The sequence below is a fragment of the Streptomyces sp. NPDC053432 genome, from assembly GCF_055585365.1.
This window is the reverse complement of record NZ_JBVJKF010000003.1, coordinates 150,435-163,867: the sequence shown is the minus strand read 5'-3', so window position 1 is coordinate 163,867 and position 13,433 is coordinate 150,435. Positions and strand designations below refer to the sequence as shown.

Annotated in this window: 14 protein-coding genes; 4 read left to right on the top strand and 10 right to left on the bottom strand. The window is 73.3% G+C overall.

Going from position 1 to position 13,433, the window contains the following annotated elements:
• Positions 1 to 35: 35 nt before the first annotated feature.
• The 3 genes from ACZ6Y1_RS06865 to ACZ6Y1_RS06855 are packed head-to-tail and all read right to left on the bottom strand — an operon-like array spanning position 36 to position 2,922.
• Positions 36 to 884 carry an ATP-binding cassette domain-containing protein gene (locus ACZ6Y1_RS06865; RefSeq protein ID WP_469624136.1) on the bottom strand — a complete coding sequence of 283 codons (849 nt, stop codon included), beginning with the start codon at positions 882 to 884 and terminating at the stop codon, positions 36 to 38.
• Positions 881 to 1,912 carry an ABC transporter permease gene (locus ACZ6Y1_RS06860; protein ID WP_469624133.1) on the bottom strand — a complete coding sequence of 344 codons (1,032 nt, stop codon included), beginning with the start codon at positions 1,910 to 1,912 and terminating at the stop codon, positions 881 to 883. Before ACZ6Y1_RS06860 ends, ACZ6Y1_RS06865 begins: the two co-directional genes overlap by 4 nt.
• Positions 1,909 to 2,922, bottom strand: coding sequence for a sugar ABC transporter substrate-binding protein (locus ACZ6Y1_RS06855; protein ID WP_469624130.1), 1,014 nt, complete (start codon positions 2,920 to 2,922; stop codon positions 1,909 to 1,911). The genes ACZ6Y1_RS06860 and ACZ6Y1_RS06855 overlap by 4 nt, the downstream gene beginning before the upstream one ends.
• 178 nt (positions 2,923 to 3,100) lie before the next feature.
• Here ACZ6Y1_RS06855 and ACZ6Y1_RS06850 point away from each other — a divergent pair, with 178 nt between their 5' ends.
• Positions 3,101 to 4,105 carry a Gfo/Idh/MocA family protein gene (locus ACZ6Y1_RS06850; RefSeq protein WP_469624127.1) on the top strand — a complete coding sequence of 335 codons (1,005 nt, stop codon included), beginning with the start codon at positions 3,101 to 3,103 and terminating at the stop codon, positions 4,103 to 4,105.
• 204 nt (positions 4,106 to 4,309) lie between these two features.
• Here ACZ6Y1_RS06850 and ACZ6Y1_RS06845 read toward each other — a convergent pair whose 3' ends face one another.
• Positions 4,310 to 5,221 (bottom strand): DMT family transporter, encoded by a 912-nt coding sequence (locus ACZ6Y1_RS06845; RefSeq protein ID WP_469624124.1) that lies wholly within the window; start codon positions 5,219 to 5,221, stop codon positions 4,310 to 4,312.
• A 131-nt stretch (positions 5,222 to 5,352) separates the two neighbouring features.
• Here ACZ6Y1_RS06845 and ACZ6Y1_RS06840 point away from each other — a divergent pair, with 131 nt between their 5' ends.
• The gene (locus ACZ6Y1_RS06840; protein ID WP_469624121.1) at positions 5,353 to 5,721 is read left to right on the top strand and encodes a hypothetical protein; all 369 of its coding nucleotides are present in this window, start codon (positions 5,353 to 5,355) and stop codon (positions 5,719 to 5,721) included.
• Between the two features lie 22 nt (positions 5,722 to 5,743).
• Here the strand turns inward: ACZ6Y1_RS06840 and ACZ6Y1_RS06835 are convergent, their stop codons facing one another.
• The 3 genes from ACZ6Y1_RS06835 to ACZ6Y1_RS06825 are packed head-to-tail and all read right to left on the bottom strand — an operon-like array spanning position 5,744 to position 8,076.
• Positions 5,744 to 6,361: a dihydrofolate reductase family protein gene (locus ACZ6Y1_RS06835; RefSeq protein WP_469624117.1), complete on the bottom strand. Its 618-nt coding sequence runs from the start codon at positions 6,359 to 6,361 to the stop codon at positions 5,744 to 5,746.
• 39 nt (positions 6,362 to 6,400) lie between these two features.
• Positions 6,401 to 7,078, bottom strand: a complete 678-nt coding sequence (locus tag ACZ6Y1_RS06830; RefSeq protein ID WP_469624114.1) for an HD domain-containing protein — start codon at positions 7,076 to 7,078, stop codon at positions 6,401 to 6,403.
• The gene (locus ACZ6Y1_RS06825) at positions 7,075 to 8,076 is read right to left on the bottom strand and encodes an ArsR/SmtB family transcription factor (RefSeq protein ID WP_469624111.1); all 1,002 of its coding nucleotides are present in this window, start codon (positions 8,074 to 8,076) and stop codon (positions 7,075 to 7,077) included. Before ACZ6Y1_RS06825 ends, ACZ6Y1_RS06830 begins: the two co-directional genes overlap by 4 nt.
• A 206-nt stretch (positions 8,077 to 8,282) precedes the next feature.
• Here ACZ6Y1_RS06825 and ACZ6Y1_RS06820 point away from each other — a divergent pair, with 206 nt between their 5' ends.
• Positions 8,283 to 9,482, top strand: a complete 1,200-nt coding sequence (locus ACZ6Y1_RS06820; protein ID WP_469624108.1) for an MFS transporter — start codon at positions 8,283 to 8,285, stop codon at positions 9,480 to 9,482.
• Positions 9,483 to 9,521: 39 nt separating this feature from the next.
• Positions 9,522 to 10,256 (top strand): SDR family oxidoreductase, encoded by a 735-nt coding sequence (locus tag ACZ6Y1_RS06815; RefSeq protein WP_469624105.1) that lies wholly within the window; start codon positions 9,522 to 9,524, stop codon positions 10,254 to 10,256.
• 48 nt (positions 10,257 to 10,304) lie between these two features.
• Here the strand turns inward: ACZ6Y1_RS06815 and ACZ6Y1_RS06810 are convergent, their stop codons facing one another.
• The 3 genes from ACZ6Y1_RS06810 to allB form a co-directional block, all read right to left on the bottom strand.
• The gene (locus tag ACZ6Y1_RS06810) at positions 10,305 to 10,766 is read right to left on the bottom strand and encodes a pyridoxamine 5'-phosphate oxidase family protein (RefSeq protein WP_469624103.1); all 462 of its coding nucleotides are present in this window, start codon (positions 10,764 to 10,766) and stop codon (positions 10,305 to 10,307) included.
• 179 nt (positions 10,767 to 10,945) lie between these two features.
• Positions 10,946 to 12,079, bottom strand: a complete 1,134-nt coding sequence (gene alc, locus ACZ6Y1_RS06805; RefSeq protein ID WP_469624099.1) for an allantoicase — start codon at positions 12,077 to 12,079, stop codon at positions 10,946 to 10,948.
• Between the two features lie 2 nt (positions 12,080 to 12,081).
• Positions 12,082 to 13,425 (bottom strand): allantoinase AllB, encoded by a 1,344-nt coding sequence (gene allB / locus ACZ6Y1_RS06800; protein WP_469624096.1) that lies wholly within the window; start codon positions 13,423 to 13,425, stop codon positions 12,082 to 12,084.
• Positions 13,426 to 13,433 lie beyond the last annotated feature (8 nt).

The window sequence follows — 13,433 nt, the reverse complement described above, 5'->3', positions numbered from 1 at the left end:
CCCGCCGGGCCCTGCCGCTCATGCCCCGCTGCCGCTCATGCCGTGCCCCGTCCGGCGTCGTCGCCGCGGAGCGTGCGCCCGCCTGCTCCGGGGCCCTGGCCCGATTCTGCCACCCGCTCCAGTTCGTGGCTCAGCTCGTCGAGCTCGGAGCCGCCGGCCATCTGCCGGGTCAGCTCGTCGAGGGTGATCGAGTCGCGGGTGTGGCTGCCGGCCATGGTGCCGCGTTTGAGCAGGACGAAGCGGTCCCCGACCAGGTGCGCGTGGTGCGGGTTGTGGGTGATCAGGACCACGCCGAGACCCGCGTCACGGGCGGCCGCGACGTACTTGAGGACCACTCCGGACTGCTTGACACCGAGGGCGGCGGTGGGCTCGTCGAGTACGAGGACCTTGGCGCCGAAGTGGACGGCGCGGGCGATGGCCACGCACTGCCGCTCGCCGCCCGACAGGGTCCCGATGGGCTGGTCGACGTCGCGCAGGTCGATGCCCATGCGCAGCAGCTCGGCCCGGGTGGTCTCGCGCATGTACGGGACGTCCAGGCGGCGCAGCGGCCCGCGGCCCCTGGTGGGCTCGGAGCCGAGGAAGAAGTTGCGCCAGACGGGCATGAGCGGGACCACCGCGAGGTCCTGGTAGACGGTGGCGATGCCGCGGTCGAGGGCGGCGCGCGGGTTGGCGAGCACGGTCTCCTCGCCCTCGATCTCGAAGGTGCCGGCGTCGTGCTGGTGCAGCCCCGCGATGATCTTGATGAGGGTGGACTTGCCGGCTCCGTTGTCGCCCAGCACGCAGGTGATCTCGCCCGCGGAGACCTCCAGGGACACCCCCTGGAGTGCGCGGATGTTGCCGTAGTACTTGCTGACGTCGGTCAGCTTCACCAGTGCGGTGCTCATTTCGCCTCCGCCCGCTTGCGGACCCACGCGTTGAGGAGCGTCGCGAGCAGCAGCATCGCGCCGAGGAAGAATTTGAACCAGTCCGGGTTCCACTGGGCGTAGACGATGCCGTTGCTGGTCATGCCGAAGATGAACGCGCCGACCGCCGAGCCGATGGCGGAGCCGTACCCGCCGGTCATCAGACAGCCGCCGATGACCGCCGCGATGATGTACAGGAACTCGTTGCCGACGCCCTCTCCCGACTGGACCACGTCGTACGAGAAGAGGATGTGCTGGCCGGAGATCCAGGCGCACAGCGCCACGCCCATGTAGAGGCCGATACGGGTCTTCACGACGGGTACGCCGGTCGCGCGGGCCGCGTCCGCCCCGCCGCCCACGGCGAAGATCCAGTTGCCGGCGCGGGCGCGCAGCAGGATCCAGGTGGCCACGGCGACCAGGACCAGCCACCACAGGATGGTGACCTTGAGGGTGACCGAGCCGATCGTCCACTGCGAGGCGAACAGGGCGCGGGCGGAGGGGAAGCCCTCCATGTCGGCGATGGTCCTGGTGGAGACCGATCCGCTGATCAGCTTGGTGAAGCCGAGGTTCAGGCCGGTCAGCATCAGGAAGGTCCCGAGCGTGATGATGAAGCTGGGCAGTTTGGTCCGGGTCAGCATGAAGCCGTTGAAGAAGCCGATGGCCAGGGTGACGACCAGGGAGACCAGGACGCCGACCCAGACGTTGGCGGTCATCTGGTAGCTGAACATCGAGCTGACCAGGGCCGAGGTCGTGACCATGACACCGGCGGAGAGGTCGAACTCGCCGCCGATCATCAGCAGGGCCACCGGGCAGGCCATGATCCCGATGGTGGAGGCCGAGTACAGGATCGTGCTCAGGCTGGAGGCCTGGAGGAAGGTGGGGGCCGCGATGGAGAAGAAGACGAAGACGGCGGCGGCGCCGACGACCGCGCCGAACTCGGGGCGGCCCAGCAGCTTGCGGACCGGGGACGCCGGCACGAGCCGTTCGTCCGCGGTGGCGGTGGCGCTCATCGCCTGCCCCGCTTGATGTAGTCCTCCAGCTGGGCGGCCTCGGCTCCGGTGACGATCTGCGGTCCGGTGAGGACCGGGCGGCCGCCGCCGAGCACGTTCGCGTTGTAGCGGTAGAGCCAGAGCAGGTCGATCGCCTCGTAGCCCTGGAGGTAGGGCTGCTGGTCGACGGCGAAGCCGAGGGCGCCGGACTTCAGGTCGCGGGCGACGGCGTCGTTCAGGTCGAAGGTGTCCACCTCGGCCTTGCTCCCGGCCGCCTCCTTCGCCTTGATCGCGGTGGCGGCGAAGGGTGCGCCCAGGGTGACGACGGCGTCGACGGACGGGTCCGCCTGGAGCTTGGCCTGGACGGCCGCCTGCACGGAGGGCATGTTGGTGCCCTCGACGTACAGGTTCTCCATCGTGCCGTCGAACGTCTTCTTCGCGCCCGCGCAGCGCTGCTCGTGGCCCACGTTGCCCTGCTCGTGCAGGACGCAGACGGCCTTCTTGCGGCCTCGCTTCGCCAGCTCGGTGCCGACCGCCTCGCCCGCGATCGTCTCGTCCTGGCCGATGTGGGTGAGCGCGCCGTACTGGGCGGACTGGGCCGATCCGGAGTTGACCGTGATCACCGGGATACCGGCCTTGACGGCCTTGGCGATGACGTCCTTGAGGGCGTCGGGCTTGGCGAGGCTGACGACGATCCCGTCGACCTTCTGGTCGATGGCGTTCTGCACGAACTGCGCCTGCTGCTGGGCCTGGTCGTCGTGGGCGTAGACGAAGTTGATGTTGTCCTTCGCCGCCGCCTCCTTGGCGCCCTTCTGGACGATGTCCCAGAAGGTGTCGCCGTCGCCCGCGTGGGTGACCATCGCGAAGGTCCAGCGCGGGGTGGACACGGCGGGCCTGCCCGCCTCGGCGGCCTTCGCGCGCTCCTCGGCGCGCTTTCCGCCCGTACTGCTGCAGCCCGCGAGCGTGGCCGCCCCCAGTACCGCCGCGAGCACCGCGCCCACGACGCGCACCCCTGTCCCAACCCTAGCCACGTCGCCGCGCCCTTCCCTCGTCCGTCACGTCCGTCACGTCTGTCACGTCCGTCACGTCCGTCATGATTCGGTCATTCCGGTTCCAGCCGCTCAGTATCCGCCACAGTGGACCATGGGGGCCCATCGGGGCATGCCCGGGCAGATTGACAGGTCCCCCGTACGGGGCCACGTTGAGTGCATGCGCATCGGGCTCATCGGAACGGGCCGGATCGGCTCCTTCCACGCGGCGGCGCTGGCCCGCCACCCGGAGGCGGGCTCGCTCCTGCTCGCGGACGCCGATCCCGCGCGGGCGGCGCGCCTCGCCGACCGGCTCGGGGCCACCGCCGCGCCCTCCGTGGAGCAGGTCTTCACCTGGGGCGTCGACGCGGTGGTGGTGACCTCGGCGACCGACGCGCACGCGGACCTCGTCGTACGGGCCGTGCGCGGCGGGCTGCCGGTGTTCTGCGAGAAGCCGCTGGCCCCGGACCTGGCCCGGACGCTGGCGGCGCTGCGCGAGGTGGCGGCGGTCGGCGGCGTGCTCCAGGTGGGCTTCATGCGGCGCTTCGACGCGGGCTACCGCACGGCGCGGGAGCTGGTGCGTTCGGGCGCGCTCGGCCGGCTGCACACCGTACGGACGATGACGGCCGATCCCGCGCCGCCGAGCGCCGAGTACCTGGCGGCCTCGGGCGGGCTGTACCGGGACTGCCTCGTGCACGACTTCGACATGGTGCGCTGGGTGACCGGGCACGAGGTGACCGAGGTGTACGCGGCCGGGTCGGACGCGGGGCCGCCGAGGTTCCGGGAGACCGGGGACGTGGACACGGCGGCGGCCCTCCTCACCCTGGACGACGGGACCCTCGTCACCGCGACCGGCACCCGGTGCAACGGCGCCGGCTACGACGTGCGGATGGAGCTGGCCGGCGAGCTGGACCAGGTCTCCGCCGGGCTGGACGACCGTACGCCGATCGCCTCGACGGAGCCGCACGGCCCGCCTCCGGCGAGCAAGCCGTGGACGGGCTTCCTGGAGCGCTTCGCCCCCGCCTACGAGGCCGAGCTGGCGGCCTTCGTGCACCTGGTGCGGGGCGAGGGCGCCAACGCGTGCGACGGCCGTGAGGCGCTCGCCGCCTTCCGGGTCGCCGAGGCGTGCGAGCGCTCGCGGCGGGAGGGGCGCCGGGTGCGGATGGAGGAGCTCCCGGATCTGTGAGGGCCGGGCACGGGTGGGGATCGGCACGCCGGACGCCTACCGGCGCACGGTGAGCCGGCGGACCGGTCCCGTCCCGCGTAGTCGGGTGTGGGACGAGTGGGGGTCGGCGGAGGAGTCCGCGGCGTTCGCGCTGATGTCCACGACTGGCATCAGCCCACAGTACGGCGCCCGTTCGCCCCCGGACGCGGCCTTTTCGGCCACTCCTCAGGCGGCGGCTCGGCGCCCCCAGGCGGTGCCGGCGAGGACGAGGGCCGCGCCCGCGAGGCCGAGCGGGGCGAGGTGCTCGCCGCCGATGGCGATACCGGCGGCGGCCGCCCACAGGGGCTCGGTGCCCAGCAGCAGGCTGACGCGGGAGGGCGAGGTGCGGCGTACGGCCCACATCTGCACGAAGAAGGCGAAGAGCGTGCAGAGGAGGGAGAGGAACGCCAGCCCGGCCCACTCGGCCGGCCCGAAGCCGGCGGCGGCGGCCCAGGGGCTGTCCCCCGTACCCGGCAGGGCCGCCAGCAGGGCGAACACGACGACGGCCCCGCCGAGCTGCACGGTGGTCAGGGACAGCGAGTCGGCGTCCTGCACCGCCGGGATCCGGGCCATGAGCAGGACGTGCAGCGTCCGGGCGAGGGCGGCACCGAGGATGAGCAGGTCACCGAGGCTGGGCGCGGTGAACCCCGCGCCCTGGGTCAGCAGCAGGACCCCGGCGATCGAGACCCCGGCGGCCCCGAGGAATCCGGGGGAGGGCTTCCTCCGCTTCACGGCGGCCTCGGCCAGCGGCGTGAAGATCATGGTCAGACTGATGATCAGTCCGGCGTTGGTCGCGGACGTGTGGACGACCCCGTAGGTCTCCAGCAGGAAGATCCCGCCGAGTACGAGACCCAGCACTCCGGCCCCGCGCAGCTGTGCGGGGCTCAGCGCCCGCAGCCGCGCCCATCCGGCGACGACCAGCACGGGCAGGACGAGCGCGAACCGCAGCACGAGCACGGCGATCACGGTGTGGGCGGTGGTGATGCCCTTGGCCGCGAGGTAGCTGCCGCCCCACACGACGGCGACGGCCAGCACGGGCAGGTCCGCGAGCCAGGCCCCGCGCGGGGCGGTGGTGGGGGCGGGCGAGATCACGGTCATCGAAGCTCTCCAACGGCGCTCGGGAAGTGGAGACTTCGGCGGCTCGCACGGTGCGGGGTCACCGTACCGGAGGCGATCATGCCGGTCGAACGATTTCCGTACCTGTCGGACCCGACCCGTAGCATCGCGGTATGGCCGACCTCTACGCCCTTGACCTGGCGTTCGACCTGCTCGCATCCACCCCGGACCCCGTGCTCGCGGAGCTCCGCCGCCAGCTCGCGCCCGGCGGGATCCTCTCCTCCCGGGGCCCGGCCGCGCGGATCGGGGGCATGCTCGTGGGCGAGTTCGCCCCTGCCTCCGGCCCCGGCTGGGCGCTGACCAGCCGCCAGGAGGTGCCCGAGGAGGCGCTCCCCGCCCTCGAGGACCTGCTCGTGCTCCTCGCCCCGCACATCCGCCGGCCGGGCCCGGTCGGCCGGATCCGGCACCACGGGCACGAGTCCCCGGACCTCCTCGTCCTGCGCGAGGGCCGCGTGGTCCAGGTGGCCCTGGATCCCCGCTGAGCCCCCCGCCGGGCGCGAGGCGTCAGTCCGCGAACGTCCCGAACGCGGCGCGCCCGGTGGGCCGGTAGGTGTGGATGGCGGTCCCGCTGGACGTGGTCCTGGAGCCGGTCAGTTCGTAGGCGGTCGGCAGTCCGCCGGTCGGGAACAGCCGCCGCCCGCCGCCCAGGGACACCGGGAAGAACAGCAGGTTCAGCTCGTCGACGAGGTCCCGCGCCAGCAGCCACTGCGCGAGCTGCCCGCTGCCGTGCACCTGCAGCTCCCCGTCGAGGGCGTCCTTGACCCGGACGATCTCGCTCTGCAGCTGCTCCCCGTCGAGCACGGTGACCGGGCCCCACTCGGGCTCCTTCAGGGTCGTGGAGGCCACGTACTTGGGCAGCCGGTTCAGCTTGCCCGCGACGGGGTCGGCCGGGTCGTCGTGCTGCGGCCAGTAGCCCGCGAAGATCTCGTACGTGCGGCGCCCGAGCAGGAACGCCCCGGTGCGGCCGAAGACCTCGGTGATGAACTCCCCCATGCCCTCGTCGGCGAACGGCACGAGCCACCCGCCGTACTCGAACCCGCCGCTGCGGTCCTCCTCGGGCCCGCCGGGGGCCTGCATCACCCCGTCGAGGGTCAGGAAGGTGGTGAGGGTCAGCTTGCCCATGGCTCTGCGCTCCTTGCCCGTTCGTCGCCGTGCACCGGCCTACACCGGTTCAGCCTCCCGTCCGCCCGGTTCGCCGTCGCTCCGCCACGCGGGGAGGGCACCCGCACGCCGTGCCGCTGCGGGCCCGTCGACCGGGAACGACGCCTGGAACGCGAGGCGCCGGCCGGCCCCGTCGCCGATGCCGGTGAGGAGTTCGTCGAGCGCCATGAACTCCTCCCAGACCTCGCGGCAGCTCGCTGCGGCCAGTGCGGTGACGACGAGGTCCTCCAGGTCGGGGACCCGCTTGTTCTTCCAGATCTTGTCGGCCAGGCTGACCAGCAAGTCCTCCAGGCCGACGCCGGGTTCGGTCCACGAGGCGTGGGTGGCGGCGAAGCGGGCCCGCTCCGGGCCGACGCCGTGGCGCAGCAGCAGGTCCCGTCCGGCCGGCTCGTGCTCCGAGCCGGGGCCCGAGAGTTCGGCCACGTGGACCGTCTTGCCGATGTCGTGCGTCGCCGCCCCGAAGAGCACCGCCTCGCGGTCGAAGACCGCGGCGGGGCAGTGCTGTCCGACGCGGTCGACCAGCTGGTGCGCGACGTCGTGGACGGCGCGCAGGTGCGCCGCCAGCCGTGGTGGGGCTCCGAGGAGCGAGAGCAGCTCCGCCACGTCGTCGGGCAGGGGCAGCAGTCCGGGGTCGGCGCCGCCGCTCATGGCTCTGCCGAGGAGTGTGGTGGGCTTCATCGCGCCAGGGTACTGACGGCCGGGTCGAGGAGTTGGTCGCCGAGGGGGGTGCGGCGGTACAGGACGAGGCGGGCGTCCCGGGTGCGGGTGACCAGGCCGGTGCGGTGGAGGACGGCCAGGTGCTGGGAGACCGCGCTGGGGGTGACCCGGAGGCGGCGGGCGAGCTCGACGGTGGGCAGGGGCCCGTCGAGGAGGGCCAGGAGCGCGGCCTTCGGGGCGCCGATCAGTCCGGCGAGGGCGGTGGCGTCGGGCGGGGCGGGGGCGGACCACAGGGTCGCCACGCCCCGGCTGGGGTAGGCCAGGCCGGGCGGCTGGTCGGCGGTGACGGGCGGGGCGGGCTTGTGGGCAAAGACGGAGGGGATCAGCAGCAGTCCGCGGCCGGCGGCGGGGATGTGGAAGTCGCCGAGGACGTTGTCGATGCGCAGCGTCCCGCCGTCCCAGCGGAGGTCGGGGTGCATGTCGGCGAAGAGCCGGCGCGCCCCGCCGACGGCCAGCTGCCGGGCCCGGTAGGTCATGTCCGCTTCGAGCACGAGCCGCATGGCGGGCCAGGCCTGCTGGAGCGCGAGCGTCCAGTACCGGTGCAGCAGTTCGCAGACGGTGTCGCGCAGGGCGGCGACGGTGCCGTCGTCGTCGGCGAGCGCGGGGTGCAGGGGCTCGGGGAGCGGGTCGGGGTGGTGCGCGTCGAGCAGGTCCCGGCGGACGACGGCGGCGGGGGTGCGGCGGACGACGTCCAGTTCCTCGGCGAAGGTCGCGGAGAACCGCTCCGGGCGGGGGGTCAGGAAGTCGGGCGTCGTGCGGCGCCGCGCGACGAGCGAGGTGAGGAGTGCCGTGTCCGGCGTGCCGCCGATCCGGTGGACGGTCGCCGTACGCCAGGGGGTGTGGACCGCGGACAGCCCCGGCTCGCGGAGCACCCGGAGGCTCAGCACGGTGTCCATGAGCGGGGACAGGGCGAAGCGGGTGTCCGCGAGGTCGTCCGCGTCGAGCCCGAAGCTGATCATTAAGCCCGAGGCTACATCCATTGGCCCGGTCGGCGGGGTGGGCTGAACTGCCGGGCATGACGCAGAACCCACTCCCGCCACCCACCCCCGACCCACGGAGTGACCCCACTTCCGCCGCGTACCGCACCGCCCCGCCACCCCACCCCGGCCCGGTGGCCCCGGCGGCGCGGGCGGCGTCGGGAGATCGGCTCGGGCGGGGGTTGACCGTGCTGCTCTCGCTGACCTGTGCCGTCGCCGTGGGGAACATCTACTTCCCGCAGGCCGTCGTCCCGTTGGTCGCCGCCGGGCTCGGGACCTCGCCCGGCCGGGCGGCCGGGATCGTCACCGCCACGCAGGTCGGCTACACCCTCGGCATCTTCCTGCTCGTCCCCCTCGGCGACCGCCTCCCGTACCGCCGCCTCCTGGTCACCCTCCTCGCGGCCAGCGGCACGGCCCTGCTGGCCGCCGCCCTCGCCCGCGGCCTCACCCAGCTCCTCGCCGCCGGCGTCCTCGTCGGGGTGACCACCACGGCCGCCCAGCTGATCGGCCCGATGGCCGTCGGCCTCGTCGCGGAGCGGCGGCGCGGGGCGGTGATGGGGACCCTGCTCAGCGGATCCATCGGCGGCATGCTGCTGGCCCGTACCTTCGGCGGTGCGCTCGGCGAGCGGTTCGGGTGGCGGGCCCCGTACTGGGTGGCCGGGCTGGTGGTGCTGGGCCTCGCCGTCGTCCTGGCCCGCGCGCTGCCCGCCACCGGCGCCGCCCCCGTGCCCCGGGTGCCGCTCCGCGCGCTGCCGCTGCGGCCGCTGCGGCTGCTGCGCGCCGAGCCCGAACTGCGCCGCTCCGGCTGGTACCAGGCGTCCCTGTTCGGCGGGTTCTCCGCCGTGTGGGTCTGCCTGGCACTGCACCTCACCGGCCCGCGCTACGGTTTCGGCCCGCAGGCCCTGGGGCTCGTCGCGCTCACGGGCGCGGTCACCATGGCGTGCACCCCGGTGGCCGGCCGCCTCGTGGACCGCGTCGGCCCCGACCGGGTCAACCTCGTCTGCTTCCTCGCCACGCTCACCGCCGCGGGGGTCCTCGCCGTCGGCTCCCTGGGCGGCACCACGGGGCTCGTCGCGCTCGTCCTCGGCACGCTGGTCCTCGACACCGCCATGCAGTGCAGGACGGTCGCCAACCAGGCCCGTTTCTACGCCCTGCGCGGCGACTCCCACAGCGCGCTCAACACCGCCTACATGACCTGCGGTTACCTCGGCGGCAGCGCCGGGTCCTGGCTCGGCCTGCAGGTCTACCGCTGCGCCGGCTGGCCGGGGGTGTGCGCGCTGCTGGCCCTGCTGGCGCTGCCCGCCGTCGACTCCGCCCGCCGCGTACGCGCCGCGGAACGCGAGGTCGGATTCCTGCCAGCGGCCCGGACCCCCCGGAGATTTCATTGAACTCGCAACCAATCAGCGGGATCGACGAGAGGAAACACCGTGAACGGCAACGCAGTGGCCCTGGTGACCGGAGGCAGCCGCGGGATCGGGGCGGCGAGCGCCCTGAAGCTCGCCGAGGACGGGGCCGACGTCGCGATCACGTACGTCAACGAGGCCGGGGCGGCGGCGGAAGTCGTCGGGAAGATCGAGGCGCTCGGCCGCCGCGCGGTCGCCGTACGGGCCGACGCCGCCGACCCGGCGGCCGCCGCCCTGGCGGTGGAGCGGACGGTCCGGGAGCTCGGGCGGCTGGACGTGCTGGTCAACAACGCGGGCATCGGCGTGCTCGGGCCGCTGGACGCCCTCGGCGCGGACGACGTGGACCGGGTGCTCGCCGTGAACGTGCGCGGGGTGTTCCTCACCGCGCAGGCGGCGGCCGGGCACCTGGGCACCGGCGGGCGGATCATCACCATCGGCACCTGCATGACCCAGCGGGTGCCCGGCCCGGGCGGCACGCTCTACACGATGAGCAAGTCGGCGCTGATCGGGCTGACCAAGGCCCTCGCACGGGAACTGGGCGAGCGCGGCATCACCGCCAACATCGTCCACCCGGGGCCGGTGGACACCGACATGAACCCGGCGGACGGCCCGTACGCCGCCCCGCAGGCGGCGATGACCGCCGTCGGGCGGTTCGGCACCGCCGCGGAGGTGGCCGCCGTGGTGGGCTTCCTCGCCGGCCCCCAGGCCGCGTTCGTGACGGGCGCGGAGTTCTCCGTGGACGGCGGGCACGCCGCGTAGGGGGTGTTGCGAAACCTTCGCGACACCCCCTCGGCCCGGCCCCGCGGGTCAGGGCAGCCAGCGGCCGCCCGCCATCAGGTCGCGGCCGGCGATCTCGTTCACCTCGCGCCAGGCCTGGATCCACTCCGGCACGATCCGGAAGTAGGGGTAGGGGACGGCGAAGGAGCCGGGGTCGAAGCCGGTGTGGGCCGCGAAGGCCTCCCGTTCGCCGGGGGCGAGGTCCGACACGTCGAGCGTGGTCGCGGTGCCCTCGACGAGGACCACGTCACGGGTGAGGCCGAAGGCGAGGCGCACCCTGCCGTTCGCGGCGAGGTTGCGGCCGGTGGGCACGGTGGCGCGGGTCGACAGCAGGAAGGTCGCGCCGTCCCAGAGGAAGGAAAGGGGGACGAGGCAGGGGACGCCGGCGGCGTCGGCGGTGGCGACCCAGACGTCGTTGTCGCTCTCGAAGCGCGCGAGGGTGTCCTTGCGCCGGGTCTCGCGTGCGCGCGGCGGCTCCGGGACGTCGGTCATGTACGTTGCCCTCCCGTCGGGGTCGGGGGCCACCGGTCGGGCCTCCGGGGCCCATCCTGCCCCACCCGTAACGGAGTTGGTACGAAAGAACGCCGGAGGGGCGCACCGTCGAACGGTGCGCCCCTCCGGGCCGTGCGCGCCCCGGGGGTGTCGGCCCCCGGGGCGGGATGTGGGTGGCGTCAGCCGCCCAGTTCCTGGTGACGGGCGGCCAGGGCGGCCGCGCCGTTCTCCGTCAGCGAGCCGAAGAGGCGCAGACGGGAGAAGCCGCCGTCCGGGAAGATGTCGATCCGGACGTGGGTGCCGACCGCCGGGACGTCCAGCACGAAGCGGTGGTTGGTGTCGGGCTGCAGGCGGGTGCGCGGCAGGAACTCGGTCCACTCGCCCTCCTCGCCCGTCTTGACGGACAGCGAGGCCCAGCCGGCCGAGTTGCCCTTCAGGTACGCGGTGTCGATCTCGACGGCGCGGATCTCGGACTCGGTGACGAGCTGGTAGCGGATCCAGTCGTTGCCGTTGTCACGGCGGCGCGCGGTTTCCCAGCCGTCGTCCATCTTGCGGGAGCGGCCCGGGTTGATGGTGTTGGTCGGCGGGGAGTAGAAGCGGTTGGACGCGTCCTGGACGGAGCCGCCGTTCTCCAGCGCCACCACGTCGAAGGAGCCGAGGGCCGCCAGCCACGCCGGGTCCGGCAGGACCTCGCCGTAGACGCGCAGGCGGGCGATGCCGCCGTCGGGGTGCTGGTTGACGCGCAGGTGCGTGAAGCGCTGCTCGACGGCGACCTCGAAGCCGTTGGCCGCGTGGCCGCCGACCGGGGTGCGCTCCACCAGGGTCGTCCACTTCACGTCGTCGCCCAGGAGCTCCTCCGGGGTCGGCGCCAGGGCGCCCTCCCAGTTGGTGCCCTCGATGGAGACGGCCTGCGGCATGTTGCCGCGGAAGTGGGCGGTGTCGACGACGATGCCGCGGATCACGCCGGGGGCGCCCAGGCGGACCAGCGCCCAGTCGTGGTCCTCGGGGGTCGGCCAGGGCTGGGTGGCGGAGACGCCGCGGCGGCGGCGGGTCTCCCAGCCGTCCATGACCTTGCCCTTGTGGCCGAAGTCCTCGGGGTCGAAGTGGGCGGCCTCGGAGATCAGCAGGTTCTCGCGCTGGGCGAAGAACTCGTCGTTGGCGGCGATGACACCGGCGCCCAGCTCACGGGCGGCGAGGTTCGCGTACTGGGTGAACGGGAAGTCCGCGGTGCGGTAGTCCGCGTACGGGTCGCCGCCTCCGTACGGGTTCGCGTTACCGGTGAAGGAAGCCAGTCCAGTTGAACGCTGTGCCACTGTCAGTTCTGCCTTTCGAGGAGGAGGCCCGTGGGCTCGGTCGGAGTGCCGTGGTCGGCGATCTGGGTGCCGCGCAGCCAGGTGGACTTGACGACGCCGTGCAGGGTCCTGCCCGCGTACGCCGTCACCTGGTTGCGGTGGTGGAGTTCGGCCGGGTCCACGGTGAACGTTTCTTCAGGGGCCAGGACGGCGAAGTCGGCGTCGCGGCCGGCCTCGATCGCGCCCTTCTGGGCCAGTCCGGCGAGGGCGGCCGGGGCGGCGGACATCCAGCGGACGACGTCCTCGAGGGTGCGTCCGCGCTTGCGCGCCTCGGTCCAGATGGCGGGGAGGCCCAGCTGGAGGGAGGAGATGCCGCCCCACGCGGTGGCGAAGTCGCCGGTCTTGAGGTCGGCGGTGGAGGGCGAATGGTCGGAGACGATGCAGTCGATCGTGCCGTCGGCGAGCGCGTCCCACAGGACGTCCTGGTTCGCGGCCTCGCGGATGGGCGGGCAGCACTTGAACTCGGTGGCGCCGTCCGGGACTTCCTCGGCGGTGAGCGTGAGGAAGTGCGGGCAGGACTCGACGGTGATCCGCACGCCCTCGGCCTTGGCGGCGGCGATCAGCGGCAGCGCGGAGGCGGAGGACAGGTGCAGGACGTGCACGCGGGCGTCTCGTCGCTTCGCCTGGTCGATCAGGTTCTGGATCGCGGTGTTCTCGGCGTCCTGGGGGCGGGAGGCCAGGAAGTCGGCGTACTTGGGGCCCGGGTTCTGCGGGGCGGACTCCAGGTGGTGGGGGTCCTCGGCGTGCACGATCAGCAGGCCGCCGAAGCCGGTGATCTCGGCGAGCGAGGTGGCCAGCTGCTCCTGGTCCAGCAGGGGGAACTCGTCGACGCCGGAGGGCGACAGGAAGCACTTGAAGCCGTAGACGCCGGCGTCGTGCAGGGGGCGCAGGTCCTTGACGTTGTCCGGCAGGGCGCCGCCCCAGAAGCCGACGTCGACGTGCGCCTTGGTCCGGGCGACCTCCTGCTTGACGCGGAGGTTGTCGACCGTGGTGGTGGGCGGCAGGGAGTTGAGCGGCATGTCCAGGATCGTGGTGATGCCACCGGCCGCGGCGGCGCGGGTGGCCGTCCAGAAGCCCTCCCACTCGGTGCGGCCCGGGTCGTTCACGTGGACGTGGGTGTCGACCAGGCCGGGGAGCAGGACGTCGTCGCCGAAGTCCTCGAGTCGGGCTCCGGCCGGTACATCGGCGTCGTGCGGCAGCACGGCCGTGATCTTCCCGCCGGCGACGGCCACCGAGGCGGCACGCGTCCCCTCGGGGGTGATGACGCGCGTCGAGCGCAGTACCAGTTCCACAGCCACGTCGGACACCGGAACCT